Annotated in this window: 16 protein-coding genes; all 16 read left to right on the forward strand. The window is 38.1% G+C overall.

The annotated features are described in order from the left end of the window. Position 1: 1 nt before the first annotated feature. The 16 genes from B4Z47_RS20380 to B4Z47_RS20455 all read left to right on the forward strand — a co-directional run bounded on the left by B4Z47_RS20380 (position 2) and on the right by B4Z47_RS20455 (position 17,583). Positions 2-1,435: an O-antigen ligase family protein gene (locus tag B4Z47_RS20380; protein ID WP_286727786.1), complete on the forward strand. Its 1,434-nt coding sequence runs from the start codon at positions 2-4 to the stop codon at positions 1,433-1,435. Further along, the gene (locus B4Z47_RS20385) at positions 1,413-2,330 is read left to right on the forward strand and encodes a glycosyltransferase family 2 protein (protein WP_286727787.1); all 918 of its coding nucleotides are present in this window, start codon (positions 1,413-1,415) and stop codon (positions 2,328-2,330) included. Before B4Z47_RS20380 ends, B4Z47_RS20385 begins: the two co-directional genes overlap by 23 nt. A gap of 12 nt (positions 2,331-2,342) precedes the next feature. Further along, a complete protein-coding gene (locus tag B4Z47_RS20390; RefSeq protein WP_286727788.1) occupies positions 2,343-3,524 on the forward strand; it encodes a glycosyltransferase family 2 protein in 1,182 nt (393 codons plus the stop codon). Positions 3,525-3,621: 97 nt separating this feature from the next. Next, a complete protein-coding gene (locus B4Z47_RS20395) occupies positions 3,622-4,176 on the forward strand; it encodes an acyltransferase (protein ID WP_286727789.1) in 555 nt (184 codons plus the stop codon). Then, complete coding sequence (locus B4Z47_RS20400; protein WP_286727790.1) at positions 4,169-4,582, forward strand: glycosyltransferase family 2 protein; 414 nt, start codon at positions 4,169-4,171, stop codon at positions 4,580-4,582. The genes B4Z47_RS20395 and B4Z47_RS20400 overlap by 8 nt, the downstream gene beginning before the upstream one ends. Beyond that, on the forward strand, positions 4,582-6,024 hold the full coding sequence (locus tag B4Z47_RS20405; protein WP_286727791.1) for a lipopolysaccharide biosynthesis protein: 1,443 nt from the start codon (positions 4,582-4,584) through the stop codon (positions 6,022-6,024). Before B4Z47_RS20400 ends, B4Z47_RS20405 begins: the two co-directional genes overlap by 1 nt. Before the next feature lie 13 nt (positions 6,025-6,037). Beyond that, a complete protein-coding gene (locus B4Z47_RS20410) occupies positions 6,038-7,165 on the forward strand; it encodes a hypothetical protein (protein WP_286727792.1) in 1,128 nt (375 codons plus the stop codon). Next, positions 7,165-8,070, forward strand: coding sequence for an SP_1767 family glycosyltransferase (locus tag B4Z47_RS20415; protein ID WP_286727793.1), 906 nt, complete (start codon positions 7,165-7,167; stop codon positions 8,068-8,070). The genes B4Z47_RS20410 and B4Z47_RS20415 overlap by 1 nt, the downstream gene beginning before the upstream one ends. A 4-nt stretch (positions 8,071-8,074) precedes the next feature. Further along, on the forward strand, positions 8,075-9,220 hold the full coding sequence (locus tag B4Z47_RS20420) for a glycosyltransferase family 4 protein (protein WP_286727794.1): 1,146 nt from the start codon (positions 8,075-8,077) through the stop codon (positions 9,218-9,220). A 5-nt stretch (positions 9,221-9,225) separates the two neighbouring features. Next, a complete protein-coding gene (locus B4Z47_RS20425) occupies positions 9,226-10,383 on the forward strand; it encodes a glycosyltransferase family 4 protein (protein WP_286727795.1) in 1,158 nt (385 codons plus the stop codon). A 6-nt stretch (positions 10,384-10,389) separates the two neighbouring features. Further along, complete coding sequence (locus B4Z47_RS20430; RefSeq protein ID WP_088159929.1) at positions 10,390-11,259, forward strand: glycosyltransferase family 2 protein; 870 nt, start codon at positions 10,390-10,392, stop codon at positions 11,257-11,259. A gap of 18 nt (positions 11,260-11,277) precedes the next feature. Next, a complete protein-coding gene (locus B4Z47_RS20435; RefSeq protein WP_286727796.1) occupies positions 11,278-12,465 on the forward strand; it encodes a glycosyltransferase family 2 protein in 1,188 nt (395 codons plus the stop codon). Positions 12,466-12,475: 10 nt separating this feature from the next. Beyond that, the gene (locus B4Z47_RS20440) at positions 12,476-14,296 is read left to right on the forward strand and encodes a PAS domain-containing sensor histidine kinase (protein ID WP_286727797.1); all 1,821 of its coding nucleotides are present in this window, start codon (positions 12,476-12,478) and stop codon (positions 14,294-14,296) included. Between the two features lie 10 nt (positions 14,297-14,306). Further along, positions 14,307-15,365 carry an endonuclease/exonuclease/phosphatase family protein gene (locus B4Z47_RS20445; protein WP_286727798.1) on the forward strand — a complete coding sequence of 353 codons (1,059 nt, stop codon included), beginning with the start codon at positions 14,307-14,309 and terminating at the stop codon, positions 15,363-15,365. A 140-nt stretch (positions 15,366-15,505) separates the two neighbouring features. Continuing rightward, positions 15,506-16,618 (forward strand): hybrid sensor histidine kinase/response regulator, encoded by a 1,113-nt coding sequence (locus B4Z47_RS20450; RefSeq protein ID WP_286727799.1) that lies wholly within the window; start codon positions 15,506-15,508, stop codon positions 16,616-16,618. A 20-nt stretch (positions 16,619-16,638) separates the two neighbouring features. Beyond that, positions 16,639-17,583, forward strand: coding sequence for a UDP-glucuronic acid decarboxylase family protein (locus B4Z47_RS20455; protein ID WP_286727800.1), 945 nt, complete (start codon positions 16,639-16,641; stop codon positions 17,581-17,583). Positions 17,584-17,610 lie beyond the last annotated feature (27 nt).

Consider the following 17,610-nt stretch of genomic DNA (forward strand, 5'->3'; position numbering starts at 1 on the left):
AATGGCGAAGGAAATTTTTTTTGATAACATTGGTTTAAAGCTATTAGCTGTCTTAGGATGTGCGCTGATTACTTTTTTGGCCGTATCCGGAGGTCTCTTGCCTAGTGTTGGAATTGCACTCGCACCTTTTCTTCTTTGTTTTTTAATTATTTGTATTCGGAATCCTTTTGTTAGTTTTCTTTTCTTATTTGCTGTATGTTTTTTCGTCATGGGTATATTACGCTATGTACGAATTCCCATGCCACCGAGTATTTTAGTAGATCTTGTGATCCTATTTAATTTTATTGTAATCGCATTAAATCATCTTTATCGGAATTATAATGCTAAGCTGAAAATACCATTGTATTTCTTTATCTCTTTAGCTTGGGTCGCCTATTGTATTGTTGAAGTGTTTAATCCGGATGGTATCTTCGGTAACTGGATTGCTGCTATCCGGAGCACGGCACTTTATTTGTGTTTATTTCAATTTTTGATCTATTATATTTTTAAAGATAGATCGAAGCTCAGATCTTTTTTTATTTTTTGGGCGATTTTAGTATTACTAGCGGCTCTAAAGGCAATTGGGCAAAAATTTATCGGGTTGGACACAGATGAAAGAATTTGGCTTTATACACTTGGAGCCCATACGCATCTCATCTATAGCGGTGTCCGCTATTTTTCATTTTTTACCGATGCTGCTAATTTTGGCTGCCATATGGGGCTTGGAATGGTCGTTTTTTCCATTTTGTTTTTCTATGAGAAAAATAGAAGTGTGCGGATTTTGTACGTTACAGTCACTATTTTGGCGATGTACGCTATGCTGATATCCGGCACCCGTTCTGCCATGGCAATTCCAATGGCTGGATATGCATTTTATATTCTGCTGTTAAAACAATGGCGAATCATGATATTAGGATCAACGCTATTTATTGGTGTCTTTTGCTTCCTATCGCTAACAACTATTGGAAATAGTAACGCCGACATTCGAAGGATGCGGACAGCGTTTCAATTTAAGGAGGATGCATCCTTTAACTTACGAAAGGAAAATCAGGCCAAAATGAAAAAATTTATGCGTAATTTTCCGATTGGTTTAGGTTTGGGCGCCGCAAAGAATGCTAACGAGGGAGATCTTTTACATGGCCTTCCAACAGATACTTCTTTTGTTTTTATCTGGGTAGAGACGGGTATAATTGGGTTGGTACTCTATTTGTTGATTTGGATTTCGTGTTTGGCGATTTGCTTTTACCTTGTTTGGTTCAAGTTAAAGGATTCCATGATTCGCGGATTTTGTAGCGCTGCGGCGGCAGGTATAGCAGGGATGATGTTAGCCGGTTATGGAAATGAAGTCTTGCATCAATTCCCAACAGGTGAGACAATTTATATTTTAATGGCAATTGCGATGATGTGCCCATATTTACAACAAAGTGAACAAAATGGAGCAAATATCTCAGCCTAAAGTTTCATTTATTACCGTTAATTTTAATGGTGCCCTTGATACAATAAATCTGTTGCAGACAATCTTTGATAATCTCAGAAACATTTGTTTTGAAGTCATTGTTATTGACAACGCTTCGGATACAGACGAATTTCAATTGATTCGGCACAGTTATCCCTTGGTGAAGGGAGCGCATTTGGTGAAAAATTTGGGATTTGCGGGCGGAAATAATAAAGGACTGGAAATTGCTTCTGGCGATTATTTGTATTTTATTAATAACGATACTTTATTACCTAAAGACGCTGCTTTACAAATTCAATCCATGATTTCATTTTGCGAAGCGAACCCAAAAGTAGGTGGGCTTTCTCCCAAAATATTGTATCATACACCCCGTAATTTAATTCAGTTTGCAGGAAGTACTCCATTGACTCCGATTACGATCAGGAATAAACAAATTGGCCATCGGGAAATAGACCATGGTCAATACGATCAAATTGTTCAGATTCCTTATTTTCATGGTGCCGCTATGTTTGTTCCAAAGACTGTGATTGAACAGATTGGCAACATGCCTACATGCTACTTTTTGTATTATGAAGAGTTGGATTGGTCGAATAGCATTACCAAATGTTTTCAATTATTTTATTTCCCTGCAGCCCAGATCGTTCATCTAGAGAGCGCTTCTACTGGAATCGGTAGTCCCCTTAAAACCTATTATATCACGCGAAATAGAATAATTTTTGCCTATAGGCAAAGAAAAAATAGTTTGCGGCTACTAGCGCTTAGTTATTTGATTTTGGTGGCTTTTCCAATGCATTTGTGTTTACTTTTGTTTAAATTGAAGTTCAAACTGGCTGCGGCGATGGTTAAAGGGGTTTGGTCTGCCTGTCGTTGGCTGATGGTAGTAAGTCATTCATAAATATATTCTGTTATGCTTATAACAATCCTTTGGTACATTGACTTTTTATTTTTCTTCGCATTCACGTTGTGGGTATGCTATGTAGCTTTGTTCGCGTTCGCATCCCGAATAAGAAGAAAGATTATTTTCCCGGATAGCGTTACATCACTGCGATTTGCCATATTATTTCCCGCTTACAAAGAGGATAATGTCATTAGGGAAAGCGTTTCACGTTTTAAAGCACAGAATTATCCTATTGATAAGTTTGAAATCGTAGTTATTTCGGACGCCATGGAAGATCGTACTAACGATCAGCTTCGGGCAATGGGTATTTCACTTATTCATCCAGATGAAGGCCAGCGGTCGAAAGCTGCAGCATTAACAGCAGCAATGTCTAGGTTGGATACACAATTGTTTGATGTAGTGGTTGTGATGGACGCGGACAATATTGTTTTTCCTGACTTTCTCAGCAAACTCAATAATGCTTTTGCTTCTGGGGCGAAAGCTATTCAAACCCATCGTACGGCTAAAAATAATACAACGGCGACTGCAATTCTGGATGGTGTAAGCGAAGAAATTAATAATTCAATTTTTCGTTTAGGACATGCTCGTCTTGGTTTGCCTGCTGCGTTGATTGGCTCGGGTATGGCATTTGATTTTAACTGGTTTAAGCAAAGGATAGCAGCAATCAAATCGATGGGAGAAGATAAGTTTTTAGAATATTTCCTCTTATTAGATCGCATAAACACGATATATTTGGAAGATGTTGTCATTTTAGACGAAAAAATCCAATATAGTGACGATTTCTCGAAACAACGTCGGCGTTGGATCGCTTCACAAATCGATATCTTCTGTCTTGCGATTAAACAGACGCGACATGCACTTGTGTCCGGGAATTGGGCTTTAATCGACAAAATTTTCCAGTGGTCTATGCCTCCGCGAATTATTATGCTTGGTATTATTCCTCTCTTTTTGTTGATTTCGTTTTTTGTCGTCGATATATCTTCCCTAAAATGGCTTTTTTTAATTACTTTGTATATGATGAGCTTAGCTTTGGCCATTCCAAAAAAAATGTATACGAAGCAATTGTTTCTGGCAATATTTACCTTGCCACGTATATTTTTAGCGATGGTAAGCAGTATAATCCATTTTCGTTCGGGACGGTCGACTTTTATCCATACGAAACATGGTACTGCGCCAAGTAAAGAGGATTAATTGAACAGTATGTTGCTAAAGTATCAAAGTTAATATGGGGCTAAAGGAAAAAATAATGCGTTCTCCACGCATAAAGCAATTGCTGCATAGGATGTTAATGCATCCTGTAAGAACGCGTCCGAGATGGTATTTAAGATTATTTCAGTTTTTATATGTACATAAAGGACGTGGGGCTGTGATCTATTGTAGCGTGCGTAAAGATCTGGTACCATTTAGAAAATGTCAAATCGGCGCTCGGACTGTGGTGGAGTCGTACTCCTTAATTAACAATGCTGTAGGCGATCTTATTATTGGTAGTCATTCGAGGATTGGCGTTGGAAATACAGTAATAGGACCTGTATGGATTGGCGATTATGTACAAATAGGACAACATGTATTAATTTCGGGGCTCAATCATAAATATGAAAATATTGATATAACGATCGCAGAACAGGGGATAGAAGTCTCATCCGTAAGGATAAATAATAATGTATGGATAGGGGCAAATGCAGTAATATTAGCCGGAATTACTATCGGGGAGCATTGTGTTGTGGGTGCTGGATCAGTGGTGACCAAAGATGTTCCACCTTTTTCTGTAGTGGTCGGAAATCCGGCTAAAGTGGTTAAAAAATGGGACGATCAGCAAAAAAAATGGATTAGAAATCATGAATAATTATCCTAAAATAACCGTAGTAATGCCAGTTTTCAATACTGAAGCATATATTGATCGCGCAGTAAAGAGTATATTGGACCAAACTTTTGAAAATTTTGAATTATTAGTAATAAATGATGGTTCTACGGATGGTAGCTTATCCCGTTTGGAGCAATGGGCTTCGAAAGATCATAGATTGCGGGTTATTTCGCAAGTAAATCGAGGGGCGTCAGCAGCAAGAAATGTAGGGATATCTCAGGCAAAAGGAAACTTTATTTATTTTATCAATGCTGTTGTATGGAAAGCCTACGCTATGCCCTGGAAAAATCGAATTTATATTCTTATCTTATCTTTAAGAAGTTGGCGCAAATATGTTAGGATAAAAACACTATTCGTATTATTGTTTAAAAAATATACAGGGAGCTAATGGAAAATGCCAAACAACAGGTTATATCAGGCGTTTTTTTTACCGCAATAGCAAAATATGCTAACTTGGTCATTTCCCTCGGTGTGACTGCAGTTCTTGCTCGGCTTTTGTCGCCAGAGCAATTTGGGGTAATTGCTCTGGCGATGGTTATTATAGCTTTTTTGAATTTGATTGCAGATATCGGTCTTTTTCCTGCCGTGATCCAATATAAAAATTTGACTAAAGATGAACTCGGTAATCTGTTTTCTATTTCTTGTTATTTAGGATTTATACTGGCATTAATGCTTGTCTTGATTGCTCCGTTGATAGCCGGCTATTATGGGCAGCCTTTGCTTCGAAATATAATCAGGCTATTGGCGATTGGCCTATTCTTTACAGCAAGCTCGGTAATACCCAATGCCTTATTTTATCGGGAAAGAATGTTCAAATTTATTGCTCTCAGAAGCTTTATTATTCAGATTGTCCTAGGGGCAGTGTCAATAAGTGCTGCGTTTTATGGTGCTGGTATATATGCGCTCCTAATTAATCCCATTCTGTATAGTATACTTCTTTTTATCGTTTCCTATGTGCATTTTCCATTGCCTTTTAAATTGAGGATATCCTTAAATACAATTCGGCCAATTTTGCGCTATTCTACCTTTCAATTTCTATTCAACATCGTAAATTACTTTAGTAAAAATTCGGACACATTGCTTATCGGAAGATATCTAGGAATCAATATCTTGGGTTATTATGATAAAGCCTATCAATTGATGTCGCTACCACTGCAAAATATTACACAAGTTATTACACCGGTGATACATCCCATATTGAGTCTAAAAAAAGAGGATAAAATGAAGCTAATCGCTGCGACGGAACAACTCATCGCACTATTGGCTTTAATTGGATTTCCGCTTGCAAGCTTTCTTTACTTTGCGGGCGAAGATCTGATTTACCTATTTTTTGGAGCGCAATGGGGGCCTGCAGTTCCTGTATTTCAGATCCTAAGCCTTAATGTGGGGCTACAGCTTATTCTGTCCTCATCAGGGTCGATTTTTCAAACCACTGGAGATACTAAATATTTGTTTTTCTCCGGATTACTTTCGGCCTTGTTGAATGTATGTGGTATATTGCTGGGGATTTTTTATTTTGAATCTATTTCCGTAGTCGCTGGATGTCTTGTCATAACAAATTGTATCACATTTGTCTTTACTTATGCCATCATGTATACAAAGGTCTTTAACAGAAACTTTCTTTGCTTTTTTTATCTTTTGGCAAAGCCAGTTATGGCGGGTTTATTGTTGACGTTTCTGCTGTATATGTGTGGAATATTTTTGAGGACTGAAATTGTCTGGCATAAACTGTTTGTCAAGATCGTTGTATCTTCTCTTTTTTTTATCGCTTTTGTTTGGCTTGCAGGATATAGGTCTTATATAGCGTTATATTTAAAGAGAAATAATTAGAGATATGGAGCATATGGAACTAAAAGTTTTATTTCTAGTCTTTCATGGTTTTAGTGCCCATAATGGTATTAGTAAAAAGATATTTGGACAGGTTAAAGGTCTCCGGCAATGTGGTGCTGAGGTCAAACTATGTTACTACGAAGTATTGGACAGCGGGCATCGTGCATGGATTGTAGATGGCGAAACTATTGCTGATTTGGGGAAAGGGCCCTGGGCCAAATCAAGAAAGCGCTGGGATTTTAGGGGCTTAACTGCTTATGTATCAAGTGAACGTTTTGATCTGATATACATGCGTTCTTATCATAACTCGAGTCCTTTTTTGATTAACGCCGTGCGTAAATTTAGGCAAACTGGTGCGAAAGTTGTCATGGAAATTCCGACCTATCCTTATGATCAAGAATATATTCGTTTGATAGACAAGATAATGCAGGTGCCCGATCGTTTTTTTAGAAAAGCTATGGCTTCTGTATTAGATGGTATTGTAACATTTACCGAAGAGGAAGAAATTTTCGGTGCAAAAACTATCAAAATTTCTAATGGTATTGATTTGGATGAACTTCCCTTACGCGTTAAAAAAACTCATGATGAGTATGAGATTCATTTGCTAGGGGTAGCGGAAATCCATTTCTGGCATGGATTTGATCGGGTTATAAAAGGTTTAGGGATATATTATAAGGGAAATCCGGCGTGCAAGGTCTTCTTCAACATCGTTGGCAATCTGAGTGGATCAAGGGAACAAAATGAAATATTTTCGGCTATCGAAGCGGCGGGAGTACAGGAGTATGTTTTCCTGCATGGTGCGCTATGGGGTAAGAAGCTCGATTTAATGTTTGACCAAGCTGATTTCGCTATCGGAAGTCTTGCAAGACATCGTAGTGGGATAACATTTATTAGAACATTAAAGACAAGGGAGTATGCTGCTAGGGGGATACCTTTTATGTATTCAGAAATCGATTCTGATTTCGAAGATAAGCCTTATGTATTGAAGGCCAAACCAGATGAATCTCCTATTGATATCAAACAGATTGTATCTTATTGTTCGTCCGTAGATTGGGAGCCATTGAGCATTAGAAATGATGTTTATGAATTATCTTGGCGCAATCAAATGAAAAAAGTTATTGATCATTTAAATTTAAGCTAATGCTATCATTCCTACATAAATTTAAAGATAAGTTTCGCTATAATGTGATTATAGAATGGTATAACATGTTGGAACTTCTAACAGGAAGGGAACAGCGTGTGAAGCCATTGGTTATGACAATTGAAGAAACTATTGAGCATATTATTTCCGAGAAGTCTTCAGTTAGTCGGTTTGGCGACGGTGAAATGCTCTTGATTGGTGGAGAGGGAATACGTTTTCAGCATGATGACGGTGAGCTTTCTAAAAGATTGGCTGAGGTACTAACAAGTGATCTTACAAACCACATCGTGTGTATCTCGGATGCATTTGTTGACCTAGATAGATACAATAGGCGGGCGCGTCGTTTTTGGCGGGCACATTTTTATTTGTATGGCGATTTATGGGATAAATATCTTAAGAAAGGAAAGAGGTATGGAAATACTTTTATTACAAGGCCCTATATTGATTTCAGCGACCGGAAAAAATCTGTCTACTGGTTTAGCCTGTTAAAACAAATTTGGAGCAAGCGTGATATCGTATTTATAGAGGGAGAAAAGAGTCGCTTAGGCATAGGTAATGATCTTTTTGATAATGTAGAAAGTGTTGGGCGAATCTTATGCCGGTCCAAGGGCGCATTTGATCAGTACGATGTGATCCTTCAGGAAGCGTGTAAATTAGCAAAAAATAGTCTAATCTTAATCGCTTTGGGCCCCACAGCGACTGTATTGGCTTATGACCTGTGCAAATTGGGTTATCAGGCTATAGATGTCGGGCATATTGATATTGAATACGAATGGTTAATGATGGGAGCTAAACATAAAGTTAATATAACGTCTAAATATGTCAATGAAGTGATTGGCGGTGATCAGGTTGTGATACATGACGAAGATCTTTACCAACGTCAGATTTTAAAAAAGCTGTTTTGAGAAGATGAAAATTTTGTATTATTTACCTTCATTGTATACTTCTGGTGGATTGGAGCGGATTATCGTTTTTAAGGCAAATTATTTTGCCAATCATCTGCCGGATGCGCAAGTTATTTTGGTGACATCGGAGCAGCTAAATAAGCCCAGCTTTTTTCCGCTTTCGGAAAATGTGAAACATATCGATTTAAATGTTTGTATTGACTATCCATTTGATCAGTCGCCCTTGCTTAAGTTATTTCGTTTCCCTTCTCGTTACCGAAAGTTTAAAAATCGATTTCTAAAAATCCTTGAACAGGAGATGCCCGATATCGTAATTTCTACAATTAGAAGGGAAATCAATTTTTTACCACTGCTGAAGGATGGTAGTATTAAGGTGGCAGAGTTGCATGTAACGAAGGATTTTTATCATCCCAATTTTCCGAAAGGAATGAGCCGCTTTTTACGGGAAAGAAAAGACCGTGTCAGACTCAAAAAATTAAAGTTGATGGATGCTGTCGTTTTTCTCACGGCTCAGGAAAAGAGTTTTTGGCCAGAGCTTTCAAACGTGCACGTGATACCTAACCCTTTAGTTTTAAGACCTAAAGGCGTATCTACTTGCCAAGCGAAGCAAGTCATCGCGGTTGGAAGATATGTTCCTCAGAAAGGATTTGACTTGTTAATAGAGGCTTGGTCTATCGTGAATGCTAGTTATCCCGATTGGGTCTTAAAAATCTATGGCGACGGTAATCCCGCTGAGCTACAAGATCAGATCGATCGTCTTAACTTAACCGAGCGTTGCAAATTAAAGCCCAGTACCACGGTGATTGAAGAGAAATATTGTGATAGCTCTATTTTTGTGCTATCTTCACGGTATGAGGGCTTTGGTATGGTATTGGTTGAGGCCATGGCATGTGGATTACCTAGTATTGCATTTGATTGCCCATCAGGACCAAGTGAAATAATTCGGGATGGTATAGACGGATTTTTAGTGGAAAATGGAAATGTTGAGGAGATGGCCAAAAGAATATGTAGCTTGATAAAAGACGATCTGCTGAGAAAGGAAATGGGAGGAAGAGCACAGCTAAATAGTGCTCGATTTCATATGGAAAATATCGCAGCGCAATGGAAAGAACTATTTGAATCTTTTAGGAAAAATACGAAAGGTGATTAAACAATATGAAAAGGAAACTTAAGCTTGCTTACATTATTCCGGGCCTGTTTTACCCCAGTGGCATGGAAAGGGTGCTCACAGCAAAGGTAAACTATTTCGTCAAAAAATTTGATTATGAAATTCATATTTTTGTCACTGACGGAAAAGGATCAGAGCCCTATTATCCTTTAGATGAGAAAATAAAATTGCATCACCTCGATATCAACTTTGACGGTATATTTTCTTTACCTTTATTGAAGCGAACCTTAAGCTATCGGAAAAAGCAACGACTGTTTAAAGCGAGACTTGGAGAACAATTATGTCTTATAAAGCCCGATATTACTGTATCGTTATTGAGACGGGACATCAATTTTATCAATGATTTAAAAGACGGCAGTTTGAAAGTTGGCGAATTACATTTTAATAGGTTAGTCTATCGTCAGTTTACAGATAAAAGATTTCCTGGCTTTATGCAGAGAGGAATATCAAAATTGTGGCAGGGACAACTCATCAAGAATCTGCGAAAGCTATCGGCTTTTGTCGTGCTAACGAATGAGGATGCAGGATATTGGCATGAACTTAACAATATTTCGGTTATTTCCAATCCCTTATCTTTCTATCCTGATAAAGCTGCTCTACTCAATAATAAACAAGTAATTGCAGTTGGAAGAATGACTTATCAAAAGGGATTTGATTTACTGATTAGTGCTTGGGAAATGGTGGCGAAAAAGCATCCGGAATGGATATTAAAAATCTATGGGGGGGGGGATAAGGCGATGTATTTGTCGATGGTAAAAGAGTTGGGGCTGTCGGGAAGTTGCTTTTTAGAAAATGGAACTGCTTCAATAGCTGAAAAATATGATGAAAGTTCAATCTTTGTTTTATCGTCAAGATATGAGGGATTCCCACTGGTTTTGGGAGAAACAATGGCTTATGGTGTTCCGCCCGTGTCTTTTATGTGTCCATGTGGTCCCCGTGATATTATCGTTGATGGGCAGAATGGATTACTGGTAGAAAATGGTAATATTAAACAGTTGGCAGACGGAATTTGTCTACTTATTGAAGACGATGCACGCAGAAAAGAAATGGGAAAAAATGCTAGAAATGATGTGAGAAAGTTTGATTTGGAAAATATAGCAAAACAGTGGCAGCAACTTTTCGAATCTATACGACCAGTAGAATGATTAGCTATGAATAACGAATGGTATAGGAAGTATTTATCGGTTTATCAGGTGCAGCCGGATCAAGTATCTCAGTCTACAATCAATACGATTGTGGAACAGCTCAAAAGATTTGAAGCGAATGAGCCTTTAGTAACTGTAGCTGTTATCGCTTATAATGAAGATAAGAACTTATGGGCTTGCTTATGGTCATTAAGTGATCTTAAATCGCGGTACCCTATTGAAATTATCGGTATAAATAATAATTCAATGGATAAAACGGAGGAAATTTTTAAGAAAGCAGGAATTCGATATTATAATGAGAAACAAAGCGGCTGTGGGTTTGCGAGGCAATGTGGATTGAATCATGCCCAAGGGAAGTATCATCTTAATATCGATGCCGACACCCTTTATCCAAGCGGATATGTGGATGTAATGGTAAGCGCATTAGAACGACAAGGTGTAGTGGCAGCAAGCGCTTCCTGGGGTTATATTCCAGATAAGACTCATAGCCGATTTTCACTATGGATTTATGAGCGTGTACGCGACATTTTTCTGTTCATCCAATCGATAAACAGGCCAGAACTTAGTGTTCGGGGTTTGGTGTTTGCTTACCATACAGCATTAGCTCAAAGGGTTGGAATCCGGACTGATATCATACGGGGAGAAGACGGATCCCTCGCCTTGGGACTAAAAAAATTTGGTCGGATTGTTTTTGTCCATAATAGAAAAGCGAAAGCAATAACGGGCTATGGAACACTTGCAGCAGACGGATCTTTATTTAACAGTTTTAAAGTTCGTTGTAAAAAAGCGTTTAAGAATTTAATGTTAGTTTTTTCCAAGTCGGATAGCTATAGGGACGAAGATTCGAATTTGATTAACAGTGATAAAAGAAAATAGGTTATCTATTTAGTACAGATGAGTTTGCATATTGTCTTTTGGAGTGCCCTCTTGTTGGTGCTATATACTTATATCGGTTACGCGGTAGTAATTTTTATATTGGCCAAATTATTCCGATATCCGAATAAGGTTCAGATGGACGATCAAAATGCGGCAGAAGATCACTTGCCTGTTTTAACTTTGTTTATTACAGCCTATAACGAGTCTGCAGTCATCCCGGAGAAAATGCTGAATTGCCTCGAACTCGATTATCCTCCAGATAAATTAAAAATTCTTTGGGTTATTGATGGAAGTACCGACCATAGTCATGAGTTGTTAAAACAGTACCCCATGGTCGAAATTATTAGTTCGCCCTTAAGGAAAGGTAAGACAGCCGCCGTTAATCATGGTATGGAAAATGTGAGAACTCCAATTGTGGTCTTTAGTGATGCGAATTGTTTACTCAATGCAGATGCGTTGAAGATTATTGCGCGCCAATTTTACGAACCATCGATCGGTTGTGTTTCCGGAGAGAAAAGAGTTGCTTTTAATGATGATGATACAGTTTCGTCAAAAGGGGAAGGAGCGTATTGGAAATATGAATCTCTCTTGAAAAAGCTAGACTTTGAATTTTATTCTGCTGTCGGTGCCGCTGGAGAATTGTTTGCTTTACGTACGGATTTATTTGCTCCAATGGAAGAAGATACTCTGTTGGATGATTTTATGCTGTCAATGCGAATCGCACAAAAAGGCTACCGTATTGCATACACAGCTGACGCTTATGCTGTTGAATATGGTTCGCTGAATATGGAAGAGGAAGGAAAAAGGAAAAGACGTATTGCTGCTGGGGGATGGCAGTCGATTGGAAGACTGTTGCCTTTACTAAATGGATTTAAATTTGGGAAGCTGAGTTTTCAATACATATCACATCGCGTGTTACGATGGTCCATTACTCCTTTTGCCCTATTCGCACTTTTACCTTTGTCTGCAGTTCTTGGATATTGGAGTTCATCATTGCTAAATGTATTTAATGTCATTTTCTGGCTTCAATGCCTTTTCTATATTTGTGCTGTTTTAGGTTATTCGACGAAGGATGATCCGAATAGTTACAAAGTATTTTATATCCCATACTACTTTCTGTTTATGAACATGAATGTGATACGGGGTATTTACTACTTATTTAATAGAGGTTTTATCGGTGGCTGGGAGAAATCTCAAAGGAAATAGTTTTAAAAATATGACGGAGAAAAAAATATTACATGATTTAGGATACTTGGAAAAAGTATTGAATATAACCTGCGATACATTATTATTAATCAATAATGATAATATCTGTGTGGACGCGATTATGAAAACAAATAATCCAATTTTAAATCCTAATATTGATGTAATCGGTCAACATATTTTGTCGCTATTTCCCCAGCCTACATCGACTCTTATTAAGCGGGAACTTGCCTTTTGCCGTCATACAGGAGAGACTTCGAATGTAAACTATGACCTGCCCACAGACGAACAAATGTACTATTTTAAGTTCGTCATTCATAAATTTGACGAAGAACATCTGCTTTGCCAATATCGGGATATTACGCAGCGCAGTAACATGAAGTACCGTCTTAAATCGGCTCTTACCGCACAACTTGAGGTGGGTAAGGTCGCCATGATTGGGCATTGGACTTATGATCTACAGCGTCAAGAATTAATACATAATGGTTATTCTAATTTACACAAAAGAAATCTGGAAGCACCTGAGAAGATCACTTTGGCGGAGTTACTGACTTATGTCCATCCAGATGACAGAAAAGGAATGGAGGCATTTCTACATAATGATTCCATAGAGAATAGTACATTTGAATACCGTATAAAGCAATCTGATGTTCCCATCACCTATGTGCGGGCGACAAAATATGCCAAACGCCTTGAAAACAATGTATGTATAATAGAAGGTTTTTCGCAAAATGTAAGTGATTTCATTAAAAATAGAAATGAACTTGAAATGGTGCTTGCGGTAGTTGATAATGCACCCTATAGTATTTTTGCATGTCATAAAAATGGTAATATGGCTTTTGCAAATAAAGCATGCCGGAAGCAAAATGGTCTGAATGAACAGGAAGATATAACTGACTTAAAGATCTTTGAATGTCTGCGTGAGTTCACCACACAAGAAGCTTGGGATTTATCGGTGCAAAAAATCATTTCTGCTTCGGGTTATTATCAATACCGCTGTGATACCCTATATCCGGAATTGGATATTATCGGCTCAGAATGCAGTGCTCTGATGATCAAAAATGGCAATGGTGAGGATATTGTCTGGATCATCAAGCGGGATATCTCGGATCAGTTGCGCTATGAAGAACAACTATTGCGTTCAAAAGAAGCTGCTGAAGAATCTGAGCGGTTAAAATCTGCCTTTATCTCCAATATGAACCATGAAATTAGGACACCTCTCAGTGCAATCATTGGATTTGGAGGTATTATTGCAGAAACAACAGATCCTGAATTGAGAAGGGAATATGGAGAGCTCCTTAATGTAAATAGTAATCAGTTGTTGCGGTTGATAACGGATGTATTGGAGATGTCGCAGATGGATGCAGGGAAAGTCAGGCTAAAGAATTCAGATGTTTCTCTCAAAGGAATACTGAATGAATTATCATTGAGTTTTCTGCCAAATGATGAGCAGCCAGCGATAATTTTTGACATTCCCGAAAGGGATTTAGTGGTTTGGCTGGATCGTGGGCGGGTCATTCAGGTCCTGGTCAATTTAATTAATAACAGCTTAAAATTTACACCACCTGATGGTATTATACATGTTGGTTATAGAGTAAGAGAAGATCATATAGAGTTTTATGTAAAAGACAACGGCATCGGTATTGCTAAAGAAAAGCAAGATTCTATTTTTAAGCGGTTTTATAAGATCAATGCCCTCGATAAGGGTACCGGATTGGGGCTGGCAATTTGTAAAGGTATTGTTGAGCAGATGAATGGAGAGATAACGGTAGAGTCGGAATTAGGACAAGGCACTACTTTTATTATAATTTTGCCTATTGGCAAGCAAGTATAAATTTTGCTATATGGCAGAAGAACTAGCGTATAAACCGATCAAGATCTCGGTATTATTGATGATATGCATTGTTGTATTGGTCGCACTCGTCACTTCATTTTCGTTTTTGGCCTTGTATATACCGCCGCAGACGACCGTTTTCTTTCAGTGGGTCGGTGTGTTATTGCCTGCCCTTTTATGCTGTAATCTCGTATTTTTAATTATTGGATTGTATAAACATAGTTGGTATAGTATTTGCCCGTTCATAGCAATATTGGCCAACTTTCATTATTTTACAAAAATCGTTCAAAACAATCCGGAGCAATGGGAGGAAACAACGGATATACGTGTAGCGACCTATAATGTTCGTGAGTTTAAAATGGTTTATAATCTATCATCTATGGAGCAGATCGCAGCTTATATCGAATCACAACATATAAATACACTCTGTTTACAGGAAGTTCCGGCCGACTGTTCCGTGTCGGAAATCAAGCAGTCATTTGGCCAGTTTCAATATTTCATAATGACAGGGAGCAAATCAGGGCAGAATCAACTTGCTATTTTAAGTAAATTTCCGCTGGACTCGGTACAGACCATTTCATTTGATGAACGCCCTAACTGTGCGATCTTTGCAGATCTCTCTTATAAGAAACATAAAATTCGGATCGGCAACTGCCACCTGCAGACAACAAATTGGAATCAGGTAAAAGGAGATCTAATTCCTGCGGAAAACAGAAGGGCAAATTGGCTGGGTGCTCTCAATACCTTATCGAGAAATTTTAGATTAAGAGGCCCTCAGGCAGATCATCTAAAAAGCGTGATGGATAAATCTCCTTTTCCGATGCTTATGTGCGGAGATTTCAACAATAGTCCCAATTCATATAGTTATCATAAAATTAAAGGAAATTTGAAGGATGCGTTTCGCGAAGCAGGTAACGGGTATGGATATACTTACAGTAATTTAATGAAACTCTTTCGCATTGACTTTGTATTCTTTTCTGGAGACGAAATTCGGGCTATAAATTACAGAACAGGAAATGTTGACTATAGTGATCATCTTCCTGTGTTGGTTGATTTTAAAATAAATTGATGTTAGATAACATTTTTGCTACACAAATTATCGAAGCAATTATTCCTGTAATATTGATTTATGAATTTTATAAAAGGAATAACATCCTTTTAGGCATTGTCTAAACAAGCTAATAATGATCTATGGAAATCGATTTTTCAATGTATAATATTCTGATCGTAGAGGATTCTGAGCTTAATCTTTTTGTGTTAAAAGAGATTTTAGAACGTGAGCACTTCAACGTATTCACTGCTTCCGGTGCTAAAGGGGCATTTGAAAATTTGCAACAGCAAAGGATAGATCTTATTTTAATGGATGTCATGATGGGGAATACGAACGGATTTGATCTAACCAAGGAACTGAAATCCATGGAGCTGTATAAGCATATTCCAGTTTTATTTATTACGAACTTAAAATCTCCGGATGATGTGGTACGTGGATTTGATAGTGGCGGTGTAGATTATATTCCGAAGCCTTTCAATAAAAAGGAATTACTTCAGCGCATCAAACATCAAATCAAGCTTATTGAATCGGGCCATACAATTGCAATGCAGACAGCACAGCTTCAGGAAGCGATATTAAACCGCGATAGCATGTATGCTATTCTTGCTCACGATCTACGAAGTCCGATTTCTTCACTCAAAATGATCTTAAATATTTTGACCATGAGTGCTGAAGAACGTAATACCGGATATGGAAATATGGTCAATACAGGTAATGATATTGCCGAACAGCTTTTTAGTGTCTTGGACAATTTGCTCAAATGGACTAAAAATAGCCTGGGCGTGTTAAGCTATATGCCACAGGAAATTGAGATTGATGAAATGATTAAAGGTGTGGTGGAGACACTTCAACCAACAGCTAAATTGAAAAATATTGAAATAAAATTAACATTACAACCAGGTTTGCAGATCTTTTTTGATGCAGATATCATGAAAAGTATATTAAGAAATCTTTTGATCAATGCTGTGAAGTTCAGTCACGAAAATTCGCTAATCAAGCTCAATTTATCTCGCGATGGGGATGATGCTATGGTCGAATTTATTGATACTGGTGTAGGAATGAGTGTGGATGCGCAGCGTCAGCTATTGGATCAAATGAAGGAGGAGGGTAAGATCACCCCTATGCGTGAGAAAGGTAAAGGCTTAGGTTTGTGGATAGTTTATCATTTTATCCAGCGTGGTGGTGGAACATTCTTTTTTGAGTCGGAAGAAAATCGAGGATCCCGTTTTGGCTTTTGTGTGCCGCTCGAGCATACCATAGATAATCACTAAAAATTTGATATTATAAATTTATGTATAACCTAAAAAAAAGAATACTAGTCTCAGGTGGAGCTGGGTTTATAGGTTCTCATCTGTGTGAACGTTTACTTAAGGATGGGAATGAAGTTATCTGTATGGACAATTTCTTTACAGGGGATAAATCGAATCTTGTTCATCTGTTGCATAATCCCTATTTCGAGCTTGTACGGCATGACGTAACGGTACCTTTTTTAGCTGAGGTTGACGAAATATATAATCTGGCCTGTCCAGCAAGTCCTGTTCATTATCAGTATAATCCGATTAAAACCATCAAAACTTCGGTTATGGGTGCTATCAACATGCTTGGTCTTGCCAAGCGGGTGAATGCTCGTATTCTACAGGCTTCTACCAGTGAAGTGTATGGCGACCCACAGGTTCATCCGCAGTATGAGAGCTATTGGGGAAATGTTAATCCTGTCGGTATTCGATCTTGCTATGATGAGGGAAAGCGATGCGCAGAAACACTTTTTATGGATTATCACCGACAACATCATGTGGCGATAAAGATCGTTCGGATATTTAACACCTATGGCCCACGCATGCATCCCCAGGATGGACGGGTAGTATCTAACTTTATTATGCAAGCTTTACAAAATAAAGATATTACTATTTATGGTGAAGGAAATCAGACCCGCAGTTTCCAGTACGTAGATGACTTGGTGGAAGGAATGATCCGAATGATGGCTACAGATAAGTCTTTTATCGGACCCCTCAATATCGGTAATCCCAATGAATTTACTATTTTGCAATTGGCGGAGCAGGTTATCTTGCAAACGGGATCACAATCAAAAATTAAATTTTTGCCTTTACCCCAAGACGATCCGCAGCAAAGGAAGCCAGATATTCAGCTTGCTAAGAAAAGCTTAGACTGGAGTCCCACAGTTCAACTTGAAGAAGGACTCTCCAAGACAATAGCGTATTTTAAGACACTTTTATAAGGGAAGTTTTGCATCCGTTACGATTAC

This window comes from Sphingobacterium sp. UBA2610 (assembly GCF_002339225.1).
Lineage (GTDB): Bacteria > Bacteroidota > Bacteroidia > Sphingobacteriales > Sphingobacteriaceae > Sphingobacterium > Sphingobacterium multivorum.